Origin of the sequence: Mesorhizobium sp. LNHC221B00, from assembly GCF_000502935.1 — a bacterium.
Classification (GTDB): Bacteria; Pseudomonadota; Alphaproteobacteria; order Rhizobiales; family Rhizobiaceae; genus Mesorhizobium; species Mesorhizobium opportunistum.
The window spans coordinates 39,307-56,841 of the sequence record NZ_AYWR01000009.1 but is presented as its reverse complement, the minus strand read 5'-3'; the positions used below and the strand labels follow the sequence as shown (position 1 = coordinate 56,841).

The 17,535-nt window shown below is 62.4% G+C and carries 17 protein-coding genes, 1 tRNA gene and 3 pseudogenes; 14 read left to right on the top strand and 7 right to left on the bottom strand.

The genetic code is table 11. The features are described from left to right. Positions 1 to 57: 57 nt before the first annotated feature. A complete protein-coding gene (locus X741_RS153140; RefSeq protein WP_023777888.1) occupies positions 58 to 342 on the bottom strand; it encodes an acylphosphatase in 285 nt (94 codons plus the stop codon). 253 nt (positions 343 to 595) lie between these two features. Here X741_RS153140 and X741_RS16875 point away from each other — a divergent pair, with 253 nt between their 5' ends. Then, entirely contained in the window at positions 596 to 964 is a 369-nt protein-coding gene (locus tag X741_RS16875) for a MarR family transcriptional regulator (RefSeq protein ID WP_245272700.1), read from the top strand. A gap of 93 nt (positions 965 to 1,057) precedes the next feature. On the opposite strand, the gene X741_RS153145 is transcribed toward X741_RS16875, so the two are convergent. Beyond that, positions 1,058 to 2,170, bottom strand: coding sequence for a pyridoxal phosphate-dependent aminotransferase (locus tag X741_RS153145; protein ID WP_023777886.1), 1,113 nt, complete (start codon positions 2,168 to 2,170; stop codon positions 1,058 to 1,060). A gap of 327 nt (positions 2,171 to 2,497) precedes the next feature. Beyond that, a pseudogene (locus X741_RS1000000168305) lies at positions 2,498 to 2,710 on the bottom strand (porin); the annotation flags it as partial. Between the two features lie 248 nt (positions 2,711 to 2,958). On the opposite strand from X741_RS1000000168305, the gene X741_RS153150 reads away from it, so the two are divergent. Together X741_RS153150 and X741_RS01000000166520 are read left to right on the top strand one after the other, a co-directional pair. Beyond that, positions 2,959 to 3,049: transfer RNA gene (locus tag X741_RS153150), tRNA-Ser, on the top strand. Between the two features lie 55 nt (positions 3,050 to 3,104). Then, positions 3,105 to 3,772, top strand: a pseudogene (locus X741_RS01000000166520) (site-specific integrase); the annotation flags it as partial. A gap of 45 nt (positions 3,773 to 3,817) precedes the next feature. Here the strand turns inward: X741_RS01000000166520 and X741_RS153155 are convergent. Further along, positions 3,818 to 4,723, bottom strand: a complete 906-nt coding sequence (locus X741_RS153155) for an alpha/beta hydrolase (protein WP_023777884.1) — start codon at positions 4,721 to 4,723, stop codon at positions 3,818 to 3,820. Between the two features lie 228 nt (positions 4,724 to 4,951). Further along, the gene (locus X741_RS153160) at positions 4,952 to 7,012 is read right to left on the bottom strand and encodes a lytic transglycosylase domain-containing protein (RefSeq protein WP_023777883.1); all 2,061 of its coding nucleotides are present in this window, start codon (positions 7,010 to 7,012) and stop codon (positions 4,952 to 4,954) included. Between the two features lie 301 nt (positions 7,013 to 7,313). On the opposite strand from X741_RS153160, the gene dapA reads away from it, so the two are divergent. The 4 genes and pseudogenes from dapA to X741_RS153180 form a co-directional block, all read left to right on the top strand. Further along, positions 7,314 to 8,195 carry a 4-hydroxy-tetrahydrodipicolinate synthase gene (gene dapA / locus X741_RS153165; RefSeq protein WP_023777882.1) on the top strand — a complete coding sequence of 294 codons (882 nt, stop codon included), beginning with the start codon at positions 7,314 to 7,316 and terminating at the stop codon, positions 8,193 to 8,195. Positions 8,196 to 8,220: 25 nt separating this feature from the next. Next, complete coding sequence (gene smpB / locus X741_RS153170) at positions 8,221 to 8,700, top strand: SsrA-binding protein SmpB (protein ID WP_013896388.1); 480 nt, start codon at positions 8,221 to 8,223, stop codon at positions 8,698 to 8,700. 88 nt (positions 8,701 to 8,788) lie between these two features. Then, entirely contained in the window at positions 8,789 to 9,499 is a 711-nt protein-coding gene (locus X741_RS153175) for a GH25 family lysozyme (RefSeq protein ID WP_023777881.1), read from the top strand. Positions 9,500 to 9,723: 224 nt separating this feature from the next. After that, positions 9,724 to 9,969, top strand: a pseudogene (locus X741_RS153180) (zinc-binding dehydrogenase); the annotation flags it as partial. 46 nt (positions 9,970 to 10,015) lie between these two features. Here the strand turns inward: X741_RS153180 and X741_RS153185 are convergent. Further along, positions 10,016 to 10,672: a uracil-DNA glycosylase gene (locus X741_RS153185; RefSeq protein ID WP_023777879.1), complete on the bottom strand. Its 657-nt coding sequence runs from the start codon at positions 10,670 to 10,672 to the stop codon at positions 10,016 to 10,018. An 11-nt stretch (positions 10,673 to 10,683) separates the two neighbouring features. Next, positions 10,684 to 11,265, bottom strand: a complete 582-nt coding sequence (locus X741_RS153190; RefSeq protein WP_013896383.1) for an NYN domain-containing protein — start codon at positions 11,263 to 11,265, stop codon at positions 10,684 to 10,686. Positions 11,266 to 11,606: 341 nt separating this feature from the next. Between X741_RS153190 and rpoZ the strand changes: the two genes are divergently transcribed. From rpoZ to lepB, 7 genes are all read left to right on the top strand, one after another. Further along, entirely contained in the window at positions 11,607 to 12,008 is a 402-nt protein-coding gene (gene rpoZ / locus X741_RS153195; RefSeq protein ID WP_013896382.1) for a DNA-directed RNA polymerase subunit omega, read from the top strand. A gap of 134 nt (positions 12,009 to 12,142) precedes the next feature. Next, the gene (locus X741_RS153200; RefSeq protein WP_013896381.1) at positions 12,143 to 14,371 is read left to right on the top strand and encodes a bifunctional (p)ppGpp synthetase/guanosine-3',5'-bis(diphosphate) 3'-pyrophosphohydrolase; all 2,229 of its coding nucleotides are present in this window, start codon (positions 12,143 to 12,145) and stop codon (positions 14,369 to 14,371) included. A gap of 96 nt (positions 14,372 to 14,467) precedes the next feature. Then, complete coding sequence (pyrE, locus tag X741_RS153205; RefSeq protein WP_023768484.1) at positions 14,468 to 15,046, top strand: orotate phosphoribosyltransferase; 579 nt, start codon at positions 14,468 to 14,470, stop codon at positions 15,044 to 15,046. 15 nt (positions 15,047 to 15,061) lie between these two features. Next, complete coding sequence (locus tag X741_RS153210; RefSeq protein WP_023777878.1) at positions 15,062 to 15,442, top strand: VOC family protein; 381 nt, start codon at positions 15,062 to 15,064, stop codon at positions 15,440 to 15,442. 264 nt (positions 15,443 to 15,706) lie between these two features. Next, positions 15,707 to 16,297 (top strand): DUF2062 domain-containing protein, encoded by a 591-nt coding sequence (locus X741_RS153215; protein ID WP_023777877.1) that lies wholly within the window; start codon positions 15,707 to 15,709, stop codon positions 16,295 to 16,297. Beyond that, complete coding sequence (acpS, locus tag X741_RS153220; protein WP_023777876.1) at positions 16,294 to 16,707, top strand: holo-ACP synthase; 414 nt, start codon at positions 16,294 to 16,296, stop codon at positions 16,705 to 16,707. Before X741_RS153215 ends, acpS begins: the two co-directional genes overlap by 4 nt. Before the next feature lie 78 nt (positions 16,708 to 16,785). Next, positions 16,786 to 17,535 carry a signal peptidase I gene (lepB, locus tag X741_RS153225; protein ID WP_013896376.1) on the top strand — a complete coding sequence of 250 codons (750 nt, stop codon included), beginning with the start codon at positions 16,786 to 16,788 and terminating at the stop codon, positions 17,533 to 17,535.

The following is a 17,535-nucleotide window of genomic DNA, read 5'->3' as shown; positions in this document are numbered from 1 at the left end:
AACGAACGTTCAATTAATTCAAGTGACCGATGCTAGATCGAGTGGGCGCAAAGCCGCCTATGCGACGATCCTGAAGTCTCCTGGCGCGGTCCATGCCTCGAGTTCGTCCACATCGATCCGTGAAACCGATGCACCCGCCGGGCCTTGCCAAAGCCGTTCGATCATCGTTGAAACCGCGGCATCGTGACCGGCAAGCCATGCCGTTACCGAGCCGTCTCTCTCGTTGCGCACCCAGCCTGCCAGGCCAAGCGTTGTCGCCTGGCCTTGCGCCCAGATCCTGTAGCCGACGCCTTGCACTGTGCCATGCACGCGCGCCTGCACCGCCCTTTTCCGGTCATCCATGTTTCGGCCATCCATGTTTCGGTCATCCATGGCTCGCTCCCTTGCACAGGCTCCCTGCATAGAGGCTCCCTGACGTAGAGTCTGGCGCAGGATTGGACGAAGGCAATTGGCCCGAAGGGATTGATGTCATTTGAAGGACGGAAGATGGGTGACTTGGTCCTCTGAATAGTTGACTTGGTCAACTTTCATGTAATGATGGGACGACGTGGAAATCTCAGGGGGAAGCGCCGACATGCCAGCCGGGCGGAATACCTTGATCGGCGACATCCGTCGCTTCAACCGGTTCTACACCGGCTTGATCGGGCTGCTCGACGAAACCCTGACGCAAAGCGTCTATACGCTGACCGAGGCGCGCATCCTGTTTGAACTCGCTCAGCGACCGGGCCACATCGTCGGAAATCTTGGCGGCAAGGCAGGCTTTCTTGCGCGGGCGCTTCGACTCGATATCGGACCAGCAGCATCCGAAATCGCCCGGGAACTCCATTTGGATCCTGCCTACGTCACGAGAACCCTTCGAAAATTCTCCGCTGCCGGCCTGGTCGAAATGCGCACGGACCCCGACGCAGCATGGCCGCGCTGGCCGGACTTCAGGCGGCCGCCGATCGCGATCTCGCCCGCTTGACCGAGAGGCTTGGCGATAAGGAAGCCGCCGAGTTGTCGGATATGCTGATGCGCGTCAGCCACATGCTAGGCGGAGCGCCGGCATCCTAGTGCTCTAGTTTCCCCGTGCCGCCGCCAATGCGCCGGGCAGCTCCTCGGCGAAAATGTCGAGCTCGTGGTCGAGCCCGACGCTGACGCGGATGCAGCGGTCCAGCCGTGGCGCCATCGGCTTGCGGATGAACACGTCGCGCGACAACAACCCTTGCAGCACTTTCAGCGCGAAATTGCCGTCATGGCCACAGTCGATGGTGACGAAATTGGTCGCCGAGGCCAGCGGCCTCAGCCCGTTCTGTTCGGCGACCGCCGTGATGCGCCGGCGCCCGGCAGCCACCCGCGCCACCACGGTCTCGAGATAGGCCTGGTCGGCAAGCGCCTCGACACCGGCGATTTGCGCCATGCGGCTGACACCGTAATGGTTGCGGATCTTTTCGAAGTCACGGATCACTTGCGTCTCCGCCACCGCATAGCCGCAACGTATCCCGGCGAGCCCGTAAGCCTTTGAAAAGGTGCGCATGCGGATGACGTTCGGCCGGGAAATATCAATCGGCGGCAGTGACGAGGCCGGCCCCAATTCGCCATAGGCCTCGTCGAGCACCAGCATGGTTGTTTCAGGCAACGCCTTGATGAAGCGGATGATTTCGCCCGCCTCCCACCAGGTGCCCATCGGATTGTCCGGGTTGGACAGATAGACCAGCGGCGCCTTTTCCTTGACGACCGCCGAAAGCAGGCCGTCCAGGCTTTCGTGGTCGTTCTCGTAAGGAACGGTCACCAGCCGCCCGCCAACGCCGGCGACATGGAAGTTGAAGGTCGGATAGGCGCCGAGCGAGGTGACCACCGCATCGCCTGGCGCCACATACATGCGCGCTACCAGGCTGAGCAGGCCGTCTATGCCTTCGCCGACAACGACATTCTCGACCGCCACGTTGTGATGCGCGGCTACTGCAACCTTGAGATCGTAATTGTCCGGATCGCAATACATCCACATATCGCGGGCGATTTCGGCCATGCGGGCTATGACACGCGGGGACGGTCCAAAACTGCTCTCATTGGCGCCGATGCGGGCACGGAAAGCCCGCCCGCGCTCGCGCTCCTGCGCTTCGGGACCGACAAACGGCACAGTCGAAGGAAGCGCTGCGATGAGCGGTGTGAGGGGAGGGCGCTGGCGCATGACGGAAGCTCGCATGGAAGGGGCTTTCTTGCTAGCTTGACCGCATGGTTGGCGCAAGCTGTGGTGGCCTCGGTTTGTCGTGCTGGATTCCTGCGACTGTTTTTGCTAGCGAGGCAAGATGAACAATCGTCTGCCGCCCGCTTGGTCCAAACACCTGAAAGCTCCGTCCGGCTCGAAAATCCCGCACCCGAATCGCACAGCCAAAGGCGAACCAGCTATCGCGGGCACAGGCCGACGACGCGTTGTTCGGCAGGCGGTAAAGCTTCATCAAGCAAACCGGTTGCTTGAGGCCGAGGCACTGTGTCGGCGCGGTCTGGCGCATAACCCGCCCGAGCCTTCTTCGAGCGAGACCACGGCCGAGAAGCCATTGCCGGCATCGAAGTAGTACTGCACGGCGTTGGTGTCGAAATTGCCGTAGGGGACATCCTCCATGACGTTGCCGGCATAGCCGATGAACGTATCGAAAGCAGATTCGTCTTTACCGACGCGCAGGCCACCGAGCTGGGTCCAGGCGAAGTTCAGCGAAACGCCCTTGTTGTGCCCCTGCCAGCCGTCACCTCACTCAGAAAGCTCTCGTTAACCTTCAGGCCCGCCGCAACCGCTTGTTTCCAGCCGAATCCGGCAATCGGCCGACGGAATCATGGCAAAGCCTGGAGTCGCCGGCCTGGGATTTGCCGCAGAACTGCCGCAGCCGGGGAAACCCGCGATTTCCGGCGCCATCTTATTTTTCCATATAATGGTGCGGGCTTGTTGATTGTGGCGGCGCTTTTCTTTATCTGCGGCGCAACGGAGAGGTGGCCGAGTGGTCGAAGGCGCTCCCCTGCTAAGGGAGTAGAGGTCAAAAGCTTCTCGTGGGTTCGAATCCCATCCTCTCCGCCATCCTGCTTCGCTCTTCGAGCTTCGCAGGACAAGCCCAGACCTCCCCGCGAAGCAGGATGTCACCTTGCGCCAGCGCGGCAACAGCAACGCAACCATCAATCGAAAGATGGCTGCCCTCAGCAAACTGCTGCGCAAGGCTTACAAGATGGGGGATATTCACAGCCTGCCCGAGTTTCGTCGCCAGAAGGAACGGGCGGGGCGGATTCGTTTCGTGGAAAGGGACGAAGAGGCGCGGCTGTTCGCCGCTATCAAGAGCCGCAGCGAGGATGCCTACAGGCTTTCCGTCTTCCTGGTCGATAGCGGCTGCCGTCTCGGCGAGGCGCTGAGGCTGATCTGGAACGACCTCCAGGAGCATCGCGTCTCCTTCTGGATCACCAAATCCGGCCGCAGCCGCACCACCCCGATGACCGAGCGGTCAAGGAGGTGACCAAGCTGCCCCCGGCCGAAGGCCGTCGGCCGAAAGGCCCATTCACCAAGCTCAGCCAGGCACAGTTCCGTGCCATCTGGAACGAGGCGAAAGCCGAGGTCGGACTTGGCGCCGATGACCAGGTCGTGCCGCACATCCGGCGTCACACCTGCGCCTCGCGACTTGTCCAGGGCGGCATCGACATCAGGCGTGTGCAGATGTGGCTCGGCCATCAGACCCTGTCGATGACCATGCGCCACGCGCATCTGGCCACCAACGATCTCGACGGCTGCGTTGCCGTGCTGGAGACGCCTCGGTGCAATGGGGCGGGCGACCGCAATTCATGGGGTCAAGATTTGACCCTAGGCTTCTTGCTTCGAGCCTCCCTGCCTTTCCGCACGGGCGAGAAAAGCCGCGATGTCGTCGGGCAAGCTGCCGGTCTCAAGGAAAGGGGCGTGACCCTGGCCCTCGACCGTGATCGTATCCATCATCGGATGGCGCTCTCGCATCCGCCGCAGCGTATCCACCGACAGCAATCTCGAATTGGCGCCGCGTATGGCGAGCAAGGGAATCGCCGCCAACGCATCGAACTGCGGCCACAAGGCCGGCAATGGCTGCGACAGGTCGAGACCGGCAACCGTGTCGACCAGTCTCGGGTCGAAGTCCGGCAACAGCCCCAGATCCGTCTCGCGGTAGAGCGCCGCCACCATCCGCTTCCAGTCAGCTTCGGTGAGCGCCGGAAAGTCCCGACCGTGAACGCTGCGTTGAGCATTCATCACCTCGGCGACGGTCTTCGGCTTCGGCGCGCGCTCGAGATACGACTGGATATGCGCGAGGCCTGCCGGCTCGATCACGGGCCCGATGTCGTTGAGAACAATGGCTTTCAGCGCGGCTGGCCGCAGGGCGCCGAGCACATGGATGATCAGCCCGCCGCGCGAGGTGCCGATGAAGGCGGCCTCCTCGATGCCGAGCGCTGCCAGCCCGGCAAGCACGTCGCCGGCCTCGATGCCGACATTATAGTGGCTGAGATCGGGATCGTAGGCCGACTGCCCGCGTCCGCGATAGTCGAAGGCAACCACGTTGCGTGGATTGGGTCCTGTCGACAGATGCAGCGCCAGCTCGTGAAAATCCCGCGCGTTACGGGTCAGGCCAGGCAGGCAGACGACCGGCCAGTGTCCGGAATTCGCTTCGCCATAGACGCGCGCATGAAGTCTGAGCCCATCCGGCGCGGCGTAGAAGTAATCGCAAAAGCCTTCGTGGTTCGACATTGGAAAAGACTCCTGGCCGGCTTGTTTCCGACTGCTACAGATGAGTGCAGGAGCGGTCAAATAGAAGGCGCGACGCCGAAGCTGCCAATCTCCCCCCTTGCGGGGGAGATGGCCGGCAGGCCAGAGGGGGGNATCGACAGGTTGGCGGGACAGCACCCCCCTCTGCCTTGCCAGGCATCTCCCCCGCAAGGGGGGAGATCGGCAACTTTGGCGACGGTGTGCTTGCCGTCAACTCCGTCCGTTCACCAGATCGCCTACAATGTCGTATTTGCCGGAAATACGCATCTTGTAGACCTCGTAATTCTCCATCACGCGCTGCACGTAACTTCTTGTTTCCGTGTAAGGAATCCGCTCGATCCAGTCCACCACGGCATCGATGTCCTTGCCGCGCGGGTCACCGTATTTCGCCACCCATTGGCTGGCCCGGGCCGGACCGGCATTGTAGCCGGCGAAGGTCAGCACATAGGAGCCGTTGAAGCGGTTGAGCTGTTCGCCAAGGAAGGCCGAGCCAAGCGTGGCGTTGTAGCCGGCATCGGTGGTCAGCCGTGTCTGCGAAAACTGCAATCCGGCCTTCTTCGCCAATTGCCTGGCGGTTCCCGGCATCAGCTGCAGCAGCCCGCGTGCTCCCGCGCTGGAGACGGCGCCGACGTTGAATTCGCTTTCCTGGCGAGCGATCGCATAGGCCAGCGCCTTGCCCGAACCGGAAATATTGGCCGAATCGGGAATGACGCCGAGCGGATGCGACAGCGCGCCGACATCGATGCCGCGGGCGCCGGCGATCTTGCCGACCTTCAACGCCATGAAATGGTTGTCCTGCTTCTCGGCAAGGACAGCGAGCAGTGCCAGTTCGCCGGGGCTGGTCAACTGTCCGGCAAGATCGCGATAGAGCGTTTCGGCATAGCGATCATAGCCTGCCTCCTGCAGGCGCTTGATGGCGCTCACCGCTTCACGGCCGGCAAAACTCTGCCGGTCGGCCGCACTTGGCGAGGGATAGACGATATTCAGCGCCTGCCGGCCGACACGCTCGGCGGCAAGCTGGCCGTAAAAAGTCGTGCCATAGTCAGCTGCGCGCCCAAAATAGTCCTTGGCATTGCCGGGGCCGCCGACTTCCGCGGCACGGCCGAGCCAGTAATAAGCGCGCGACAGGGTCATCGGCCCCTGGGCAAGGTCGGCGATGCGCGTGAAATGCGTTACGGCAAGCTTGGGGTCGTTCAGGCCGCGCAACGCGTACCAGCCGGCATGGAATTCGGCTTCCGCCGCATTGGCAGCACTTTCGGCCGCATGCATGGCGACGATCCGGTAGGCCATCTTCATGTCGCCCTGGTCGACCAACTCGCGCGACAGCACCCGGCGCTCGACCCACCAGGCATCCGGATCGACAAGTGCCTCGCGGTCCGTCGGCGCCTTCATGACAATGGCGGCGGCGCCGGCAAGATCCTCCTGCTTGCGCAAATACTCGGCCTGGGCGAAGAAAAAACCGGCCGAACGCTGCGCCACCGGCACTGCCTTGAGCAGTTTCGGCGTGTTCTTGTCGCCCCTGTCGGCGGCGGCCCAGGCGTCCGCCAGCTGCTGGGCGCCGGCAAGGCCGGCGACGCGCAGGGCGGAATTCACCCTGTCGGCATAGAACATGCGCTCCATGCGAAAGCGATGGTCGGCGGCAGGGATCAGGCCGCCGAACTCCTTGATCAGCGCCGTCTCGTCCTTGGCTTCCAGGATTGCCGTGTGCCAGAACGGCGACAGCACCGAGCGCGCCGCCTTGATATCGCCGGATGCCACATAGGCACGGGCTAAAACCATCACGCCTTCGAATGTCTGCGGCTGGCTGCCATCGAACGCCCGGACGACGATGTCGGGGGCGGGGTTTTCGCGATAGAGAGCGCGCTCGCTGTTCTTGCGCAGGGCAGCCGTGCCCGGCCAGTTGGGCAGCACCTTCGCGGCGTTGGCGATATCGCCGCTCGGTACCTTGTCGCCGCCATAAAGCGCGATTGCCCAGGCCAGAATGTGCTGGTCGAGTGCGTGAGCGGGCAGGGCGTCACGCACGCCGCGAGCGCGGGGAATATCACCGGCCGCCAGCGCATCCAGCCCGCTTTTCAGCAGGGCGACGCTGGGGGAGGGATCCTGCTGCGCCTCGTCTTGCCGGTTCGGGTCTTGCAGGTTCTGGTCTTGCAGATCCGGCATGGGGATGGCCGAGGTGACCCGCACATCGACGCTGCCGCCGATCGCCACGCCGGGCACCAGCACGGCAATGGCGCCAAGCAGCGCGAAGAAATGGGGCCGATTGGCCGGCATGATCTACCTCTTTCCTTGCTCTGGCATTTGCCAGCAGGCGAAGATGCCTCGAAGCCTAAACTTAGGTCGTGAAGGGCTCGTAAACAAAAGCTTATCGAGGCCGTTCGAATTGCGCTCGGTGGCACCACGGCAATGCTTGCCGCGCAACCATGTCGAGACTATGGTGCGCCGCTTCGCTTTCGGCTAGAAGGCGCGCACGGCAAACTGATCGACAAAACACCGATGCATGTCGCCCAAAAATGGTTACCGGGTTTGGGACAACGACATGCACAAACAAAGAAGTCCCAAGGAGTTGGACGATATGCTGAGAGGCTCGCTTACTGCGCTCGTGACACCGTTCGAAAAGAGCGGGCGTTTCGACGAGAAAGCCTTTCGCGCGTTTGTCGAATGGCAGCTCGGCGAGGGCACGGCGGGCCTGGTCCCGGTCGGCACCACGGGCGAGTCGCCGACGCTGTCGCATGACGAGCATCGCCACGTCGTCAAGGTCTGCATCGAGGTGGCCAAGGGCCGCGCTCCGGTCGTCGCAGGCGCCGGTTCCAACAACACCGAAGAGGCCGTCGGCCTCGTGCAATATGCCGAGGAGGCCGGCGCCGATGCCGCTTTGGTCGTCACGCCCTATTACAACAGGCCGACGCAGCGCGGGCTCTACGAGCACTTCGCCGCCGTCGCCAGGGCGACCAAGCTGCCGATCATCATCTACAACATCCCGCCGCGCTCGGTCATCGATATGATGCCGGAGACGATGGGACGGCTGGCGCATGACTTCAAGAACATCGTCGGCGTCAAGGATGCGACCGGCAAGGTCGAACGTGTTTCCGAGCAGCGCATGACTTGCGGCAAGGATTTCATTCAGCTTTCGGGCGAGGATGCCTCCGCGCTCGGCTTCAACGCGCATGGCGGCGTCGGCTGCATCTCGGTGACGTCCAATGTCGCGCCGCGGCTCTGTGCCGAGTTCCAGGAAGCGACGCTTTCCGGCGACAGCGCCAAGGCGCTGGAATTGCAGGACCGTCTGTTGCCGCTGCACAAGGCCATTTTCATCGAGCCCGGCGTTTCCGGCGCCAAATACGCGCTGTCGAAGCTCGGCAAGGTCGAGAACGTGCTGCGTTCGCCGTTGGTTACGGTCGAGCCTTCGACAGCAGAAAAGATCGATGCGGCCATGAAGCACGCCGGCTTGATTAATTAGGGATGAGGCGCCACCTCTCCACATCATGAATCAAGTCAGAAAAGCCGATCCCAACAACAAGACCGTTGCGGAAAACCGCAAGGCGCGGTTTTCCTATGAGGTGCTCGACACGATCGAGACTGGCCTTGTGCTGACCGGCACCGAGGTCAAGTCGCTGCGCCAGGGCCAAGCCAACATCCAGGACAGCTACGCTTCGGTCGAGGGCGGCGAGATCTGGCTGATCAACTCCTACCTGCCGGAATATTTGCAGGCCAACCGCTTCAACCACGAGCCTAGGCGGCGCCGCAAACTGCTGCTCAACAAGCGCGAGATGGCAAAGCTGGCGCAGAGTGTCGACCGCGAAGGCATGACCTTGGTGCCGCTGAAAATCTATTTCAACGACCAGGGCCGCGCCAAGCTGCTGCTTGCCGTCGGTCGCGGCAAGAAGCTGCACGACAAGCGCGAGACCGAGAAACAGCGCGACTGGTCGCGCGAAAAGGGCCGGCTCTTGAAGGAGCGCGGGTGAGAAACATCGGGCGATAGCCCTGGAAAAGCCAAGCGTTTGGCCTTCAGGTGCGAGCAGTGGAGCCAAGCTGATACCGGAGGAGACAGTCTTGAAGAACCAGATCATCCTCTGGGGATCGGTTAGCCTGATTCTTGCAACCCTCATCGTCGCCGGCGGCTTCTTCTACTTTCAGACCTATTCTCCCGACCGCGGCAAATATCCGCTCAGGGGCATCGATGTTTCCCATCATCAGGGCCAGATCGACTGGCGGCGCGTTGCCGCCGACGATGTCGCCTTTGCCGTCATCAAGGCGACCGAGGGCGGCGATCATGTCGATGATGCCTTTGATCGGAATCTGCGGGAGGCTCGCGCGGCCGGCCTAGCTGTCGGCGCCTATCATTTCTTCACCTTCTGCCGGCCCGGCGCCGATCAGGCGAAGAACTTCATCTCGGTCGTGCCACGCGATCAGCCCTTGCTGCCGCCGGTCGTCGACGTCGAGTTCGGCGGCAATTGTCCGCAGCGCCCGTCGCCCGAACAGTTGAATGCCGAACTCCAGGCCTTTCTCGGACCTGTCGAGGCAGCGTTCGGCAAGCCGGCGATCGTCTATCTGACGGATGAGGCCGAGGCAGCCTATGCCGGGCAGATCGCGGCTCGTCCGCTCTGGCTTCGCTCGCTGCTCGTGGAGCCGGACCGCCACGACTGGGTCTATTGGCAGTATCACAACAGGGGCCGCGTCGACGGGATCGCGGGCGATGTCGACCTGAACGTTCTTCAGGGCGGGCAAGAGAGATTGGCGGCGCTGCTTGCATCCGCGCATTGAGGTGTTGACGCGCGCCCGAATCTGTTTCTTCACAAGCCGAGCCATGTCATTGAATCCAATGACGATTGCGGTGGCACTTACCTATGCCTCGATCGGCGACGTGGAACCGGACGCACTGCTGCCGGTGTGAGCTTTGCCGGTCGCTGCCGCCACCGCCTCAAGCCGCGGCTTGAGACCCCTCTGGCGCCAGCGTCACATTCGCGTCGCCCCACACTTTCAGCGCGATGAATGAGCGCAAGAGCGTTTCGATCCATTGGGAGCTGATGTTCACCCGCTCACTGTACGAAGCGCCTGATATGGCTGCGCAGGGAGAGCATCTGAACGAACTGGCGCGGCTCGTAGACGCTGGCACGATCCGCACCACGCTGGGTGAGACGTTCGGTCCCATCAATGCCGCCAATCTGAAGCGTGCTCACGCGCTGATCGAGAGCGACAGGGCCAAGGGCAAAATCGTGCTGGAGGGGTTCTGACGCAATTTCAGAAAAATTGTGAAACGGTTTCCCGTCCGGAATCGCGCTATTCCCGCAGGAACGCCGCGATCTCGCTGAACACCTTGACGAACATCGCTTCCGTCAACACACCCGTATTGGTGTTGTAGCGCGAGCAGTGATAGCTCGAAAAAAGCGTGATGCCGCCGGCCGGCAATTGCCCGCCATGCTTGAACGGGTAGGCGGCGACACGCCCGCCCAGCGCGCGCACCGTCGACTGGTGCGCGATCGATCCCAGCGCGAGCACGGCGCGCAGATTGGGGAAGCGGGCGATCGTCGGCACCAGGAACGTCCGGCAAGTGGCGATCTCGGCGCCCACGGGTTTGTTTTCCGGCGGCACACAGCGCACCGCATTGGTGATCGCCGTGCCGACAAGCTCCAGACCGTCATCGGGCCGGGCCTTGAACTCGCCACGTGCAAAACCGAGCGCGATCAGCGTCGAGTAGAGCAGGTCGCCGGCATAGTCGCCGGTGAAGGGACGCCCGGTGCGGTTGGCGCCGCGCAGGCCGGGCGCCAGCCCGACGATCAGTAATCGAACCGCGGCGTCACCTTCCGGCGGCAAGAAAGTCGGTACCGGCGCGTTGAACCAGGACGGCTCGCGCTGCCGCCATTCGGCGATGAAGTCATGCAGCCGCGGACAGAGCGGGCAGTCGCGGTTCGGCTCGGAAGCGGAAAGGGCCGTCAAGGCGACCGGCCTCAGTAGTCGTCCTCGTCGACTTCGGCCGGCTCGGGCCGGCGCACGGGCCTCTCCGAGGGATCGCGGCCGACCTCGTTCTTCAGCGTCACAAGGTCGATGAAATGGTCGGCCTGGCGGCGCAGGTCGTCCGATATCATCGGCGGCTGCGAGGCCATGGTCGAGACGATCGACACCTTGCGGCCACGCCGCTGCAGCGCCTCGACCAGCGTGCGGAAGTCGCCATCGCCGGAAAAGATGACATAGTGGTCGACGACATCGGCGAGCTCCAGCGCGTCGACCGTGAGCTCGATGTCCATATTGCCCTTGATCTTGCGGCGGCCGGTCGAGTCGGTGAATTCCTTGGCGGGTTTGGTGACCACCTTGAAGCCGTTATAGTCGAGCCAATCGATCAAGGGGCGGATCGACGAGTATTCCTGATCCTCCACCAGCGCCGTGTAATAATAGGCGCGCAGGAGATAGCCGCGCTTCTGGAAGCTCGACAAGAGCTTGCGATAGTCGATGTCGAAGCCGAGCGCCCGCGACGTGGCGTAGAGATTGGCACCGTCGATGAACAGGGCGATTTTTTCACGAGGGTCGAACATGGAAAATATTCCTTTTCGAAAATGCGGGCCGTCTAAACGAAATGCGGTAGCGACTATCGGTCAGGCTCATAATAAACCGGCTGACCTTGTCCATCCGAGATAACGCCAGTTTGGTGGCAATCCAAGGCGTGATGGGGCACTGCAAGCAATTGTGATCGCAGCGCCGAAAGAAGGAGGCGGCCCGACTTTGCCAAATCCCCCGACTTTGCCAAATCCAGCGTCTGGACAGGGGATTGAGCGCCCAATAGCGCCGCCATTGCCAAGAAGCTTGTATTTCGGCGGCGTTCGGGTTATGGACCGCGCCTGTTTTCCGTCAAATCCAGGCATGAAAGGGGCAATCCATGGCCCGCGTAACCGTTGAAGATTGCATCGACAAGGTCGACAACCGCTTCGAGCTGGTGCTGCTTGCCGGCCACCGCGCTCGCCAGATCAGCCAGGGCGCGCAGATCACCGTGCCGCGCGACAACGACAAGAACCCGGTCATCGCCTTGCGCGAGATCGCCGACGAGACGCTGTCGCCCGACGATCTCAAGGAAGATCTGATCCACTCGCTGCAGAAGCATGTCGAGGTCGATGAGCCCGAGGCCGATGGCGAAGTGATCGCCGACCAGACCGGCGGTGCCGTTGCGGCCGCCGACACCGACGACGCCGAGGAGAATGTCACGTTCGACCGGATGACCGAGGAAGACCTGCTGGCCGGCATCGAGGGTCTGGTGCCGCCGGAAAAGAGCGACGACTACTAAGAGCGAGCTTCTGTTCCGGGGGGGGGCTGGAATAATCTTCCGCACTTCCGTCCTGGCAGTTTCGTGGTTATCTATGACATGCGCCGTACAGCAGTGCGGCGCATGATTCATTTCATCGCCGAGAGATTCCGCCCATGATGCGTCAGTATGAGCTTGTCGAGCGCGTCCAGCGCTACAAGCCTGACGTCAACGAGGCATTGCTCAACAAGGCCTATGTCTATGCCATGCAGAAGCATGGCCACCAGAAGCGCGCGTCCGGCGATCCCTATTTTTCGCATCCGCTCGAAGTCGCGGCGATTCTCACCGAAATGCACATGGACGAGGCGACCATTGCGGTCGCCCTGCTGCATGACACCATCGAGGACACCACGGCGACGCGGGCCGAGATCGACGATCTGTTCGGCCCGGAAATGGGCAAGCTGGTCGAGGGCCTGACCAAGCTTAAGAAGCTGGACCTCGTGTCGAAGAAGGCCGAGCAGGCGGAAAACCTGCGCAAGCTGCTGCTGGCCATCTCGGAGGATGTCCGCGTGCTTCTGGTCAAGCTCGCCGACCGCCTGCACAACATGCGCACCCTCGACCATATGCCGGAGGCCAAGCGCCTGCGCATTGCCGAGGAGACCATGGACATCTATGCGCCGCTGGCTGGGCGCATGGGCATGCAAGGTATGCGCGAGGAATTGGAGGAGATCGCCTTCCGCTTCATCAATCCGGAAGCCTACCGCGCCGTCACCGCGCGGCTTGCCGAGATCTTCGAGCGCAACAAGGGCGTGCTGACCGACATTGAAAAGGCACTGTCTACGCTGTTCGAGAAGCATGCGATCAATGCCGGCGTCAAAAGCCGCCAGAAAAAGCCGTGGTCTGTGTTCCGCAAGATGGAGGCCAAGGCGCTGTCTTTCGAGCAGCTGTCCGACATTTTCGGCTTCCGCGTCGTCGTCGATACGGTCGAGGATTGCTATCGTGCGCTCGGCGCCATCCACACCACATGGTCGATGGTTCCCGGCCGCTTCAAGGATTACATCTCGACGCCGAAGCAGAACGACTACCGCTCGATCCACACCACCATCGTCGGCCCTTCGCGCCAGCGTGTCGAACTGCAGATACGCACCCGCGAGATGAACAAGATCGCCGAATATGGCGTCGCCGCCCATTCCATCTACAAGGATACCGGCGGCAAGGTGAACGGTGCCGCCCCCGCGATCTCGAAGGAAACCAACGCCTATGCCTGGCTGCGGCGCACCATCGAACAACTCGCCGAAGGCGACAATCCCGAGGATTTCCTCGAAAACACCAAGCTGGAGCTGTTCCAGGACCAGGTGTTCTGTTTCACGCCGAAGGGGATGCTGATTGCGTTGCCGCGCGGCGCCACGCCCATCGACTTCGCCTATGCGGTGCACACCGATGTCGGCGACACTTGTGTCGGCGCCAAGGTCAACGGCCGCATCATGCCGTTGATGACGGAACTGAAGAATGGCGACGAGGTCGAGATCATCCGCTCCAAGGCGCAGGTGCCCCCTGCCGCCTGGGAATCGGTCGTCGTCACCGGCAAGGCGCGCGCCGCCATCCGCCGGGCCACCAAGAACGCCATCCGCAAGCAGTATTCGGGCCTTGGCGCGCGCATTCTGGAGCGGGCCTTCGAACGGGCCGGCAAGACTTTCACCAAGGATAGCCTGAAGCCGGTGCTGCACAGGCTGGCGCGCAAGGACATCGAGGATGTCCTGGCCTCGGTCGGTCGCGGCGAACTGGCCTCGACCGACGTCATGAAGGCGGTGTTCCCCGACTACAAGGACGAGCGCGTCACGCCGGCCGCGCCCAAACAGCGCGAGGAGGGCTGGTCGAAGATCCGCAATGCCGCCGGCATGCTGTTCCAGATACCGGGCCGCGCCGCGCGCAAGGACAAGGACCAGCCGCGCGACGGTGCAGTTCCCATCCGCGGCGTGCGCGGCGATCTTCCGGTGCGCTTCGCGCCGGAAGGCGCCGTGCCTGGCGACCGCATCGTCGGCATCGTCCAGCCGGGCACCGGCATCACCATCTATCCGATCCAGTCGCCGGCGCTGCAGGCCTTCGACGACCAGCCCGAGCGCTGGATCGACGTGCGCTGGGACATTGACGAACGCACCAAGGAGCGGTTTCCCGCGCGTGTCTCGGTCACCGCCATCAACGCGCCGGGATCGCTCGCCGACATCGCCCAGGTCGTTGCCTCCAACGACGCCAACATCCATACGCTGTCGATGGTGCGCACGGCACCCGACTTCACCGAAATGCTGATCGATCTCGAGGTCTGGGATCTGAAGCATCTCAACCGGCTGCTGTCGCAGCTCAAGGACAATTCGAGCGTCAGCGACGCACGGCGTGTGAATGGGTGATAGTGAGTAGTGAATGGTGAAGGAAGTGCATTACCCTCTACCCTACCCTCTACTCACTACTCACTACTCACTACTCACTACTCACTGGAGCGAACAATGAACACCGATGAAGTGCTGGGCATTTTCCGCGAGGCAGGTGCTGTTCTGGAGGGGCATTTCATCTTGACGTCCGGCTTGCGCAGCCCGGTTTTCCTGCAGAAGGCGCGCGTGTTCATGCATGCCGACAAGACCGAGCGGCTGTGCGAGGCGCTGGCGACAAAGATCCGCGCGGCGGTGCCGGGCAAGATCGACTATGTCGTCGGCCCGGCGATCGGTGGCCTGATCCCGGCTTACGAGACCTCGCGCCATCTTGGCGTGCCGGCGATCTGGGTCGAGCGGGAAGGGGGCGAGTTCCGCTTGCGTCGCTTCGAGATCGCGCGCGGGGCGCGTGTCGTCATTGTCGAGGACATCGTCACCACCGGCCTGTCGATCCGCGAAACCATCGACTGCCTGCGCGAGCTTGGCGCCGAAGTGGTCGCCGCCGCCTGCATCATCGACCGTTCGGCCGGCAAGACCCATGTCGGTGTGCCGCTGATCGCGCTGGCCGAGTATGAGGTCCCGGCCTATCCTGCGGACCGGTTGCCGCCGGAGCTTGCCGCCATACCGGCAATCAAGCCCGGCAGCCGCAACATCTGACGACGGGAGGTCGAGATGATCGTCGGGATCGATCATTTTGTTTTGACGGTGGCGTCGCTCGACGCGACCTGCGCCTTTTATCAGCGCGTACTGGGTTTTGAGCGCATCGATACGCCGGGCCAGCCGACAGCGCTGGCTTTTGGCAATCAGAAGATCAATGTCCACGAGATCGGTCGCACTTTCGAACCGAAGGCTAGGTTGCCGAGGGCAGGATCCGGCGATTTCTGCCTGATCACCGATCGCCCGCTCGGCGAAGTCATCGCCAGTCTCGAGGCAAACACTGTGGTGGTGGAACTGGGGCCGGTCGAACGCACCGGCGCCCGCGGCCCGATGATGTCGGTCTATTTCCGCGACCCCGACGGCAACCTTGTCGAGGTCAGCGAATACCTGCGGTAGTATCGCAAGCATTGGGCTGCGACAAAAAGCCGACGCCCCTTCTCAAATTCGCCGTGATTGTCCGGTGTTGGAGGAGGCGAACCTTACCAGGATTATAGGCTGTATGGCCGCAGTTCGGATGGCATTCGGTTGTTGTCGGGGGTGCGCATGGCTATATCAAAGTCGCGATTGCCTTTAGGCGGCCGCAAAGCGCAAGATATGGCGGTCGAAGCCGGGCTGGAAGCAGCCGGTATGTAAGCTGTACGTTACCGGGAATAGGAAAGAGTGCTTTTTCGTCGCCGCAAGCCGGATGGTCTTCTCGAGCGGGTGCGTACCTATCTGTGGCCGCGCCGCTCGTTTTCACGCTCGCTCCAGTATTTCTCCAAGCGTATCCTGCGGCTGAAGGCCACGCCGCACGCTGTGGCGGCCGGGGTCGCCGCCGGCGTCTTTGCATCGTTTTTCCCGGTGGGCTTCCATTTCGCCATTGCCGCTATCGTGTGCTGGCTGATCGCCGGCAATCTGGTGGCAGCCGCCCTCGGCGCGGTTTTCTTCGGCAATCCGTTGACCTTTCCCCTGTTGTGGGGCGCGTCCTGGGAAACCGGCAAGCTGATCCTGCATGAGCGCCTGCCCAAGCACGGACCGCCGGCGCAACTGGGCGACATGATGCATACGCTTTCGTTTGCGAAGCTGTGGCACCCCGTGCTGGAACCCATGCTGATCGGCGCCGTGCCGCTCGGGCTGGTGTTTGGCCTCTTGTTCTACGGCATCACGCGCTGGGGCATGAACGCTTTCCGCGAACAGCGTCGCAAGCGCCTTGCCGAGCGCGCACGCCGATCGTCCCATCCCACGGGAAGCATCGGCTCCGCCGCACGATGATCATTGGCATCGGCAGTGACCTGATCGATATCAGGCGCATCGAGAAGTCGCTGGAGCGCCACGGCCAGCGCTTCATCCAGAGAATCTACACCGAGGTCGAACAGGCGCGTTCGGAAAACCGGCGCGCCCGCGCGGCCTCCTACGCCAAGCGCTTCGCTGCCAAGGAGGCTTGCGCCAAGGCCTTGGGAACGGGTCTGGCGCAAGGCGTCTTCTGGCGCGACATGGGTGTCGTCAACCTGCCCAGCGGGGCGCCGACGATGGCGCTGACTGGCGGCGCACTGGCGCGGCTGGAAAAGATTCTGCCCCGGGGGCATCGCGCGGCGATCCACCTCACCATCACGGATGATTTCCCGCTCGCTCAAGCCTTTATGATCATCGAAGCGTTGCCCGTCGAAGAAGCGCCACATTGATTGCCTCTGACGACCGGCATTGACGTTGCCCAGCGCGCGCCGAGACTCTATACCATCCAACGCACAATCGAGGACGACATGAGCGTGGCTGATAAATCCCAGAAGAAATCCGGCGGGCTTGGCGAAACCGTCAGCGTCGTCGTCCAGGCGCTTTTGCTCGCCCTGGTCATCCGCACGCTCTTGTTCCAGCCCTTTTCGATCCCGTCGGGATCGATGCGGCCGACGCTCCTGGAAGGCGACTATCTGTTCGTCACCAAATGGTCCTACGGCTACTCGCGCTATTCGCTGCCTTTTGGCCCCGATATTTTTTCTGGCCGCATCTGGGGCTCCGAGCCCAAGCGCGGCGATGTCGTGGTGTTCAAGTTCCCGCCGGACCCTTCCGTCGACTATATCAAGCGCGTGGTCGGCCTGCCCGGCGACAAGATCCAGATGAAGGACGGCCAGTTGTTCATCAATGGCGTGGGCGTGCCGCGTGTGAAGACCGGCCAGATCGATAATCCCGACGTCACGGAAAAGGATTATCCGATCGACGTCTATCGTGAGACCCTGCCTAATGGTGTCAGCTACGACACGCTGGACCTGTCGCCGAATTCGATCGGCGACAACACCCGCGAATTCGACGTGCCGCCCGGCCATTATTTCATGATGGGCGACAACCGGGACAACTCCGCCGACAGTCGTTTCACGGTCGGCTATGTTCCGGCGGAAAACCTGGTTGGCCGCGCCAATCTCGTTTTCTTCTCGATCGCCGGCAAGGCAAGCCCACTCGAAATCTGGAAATGGCCGTCGCTGATGCGCGCGTCGCGCCTGTTCCACTTCGTCAATTAG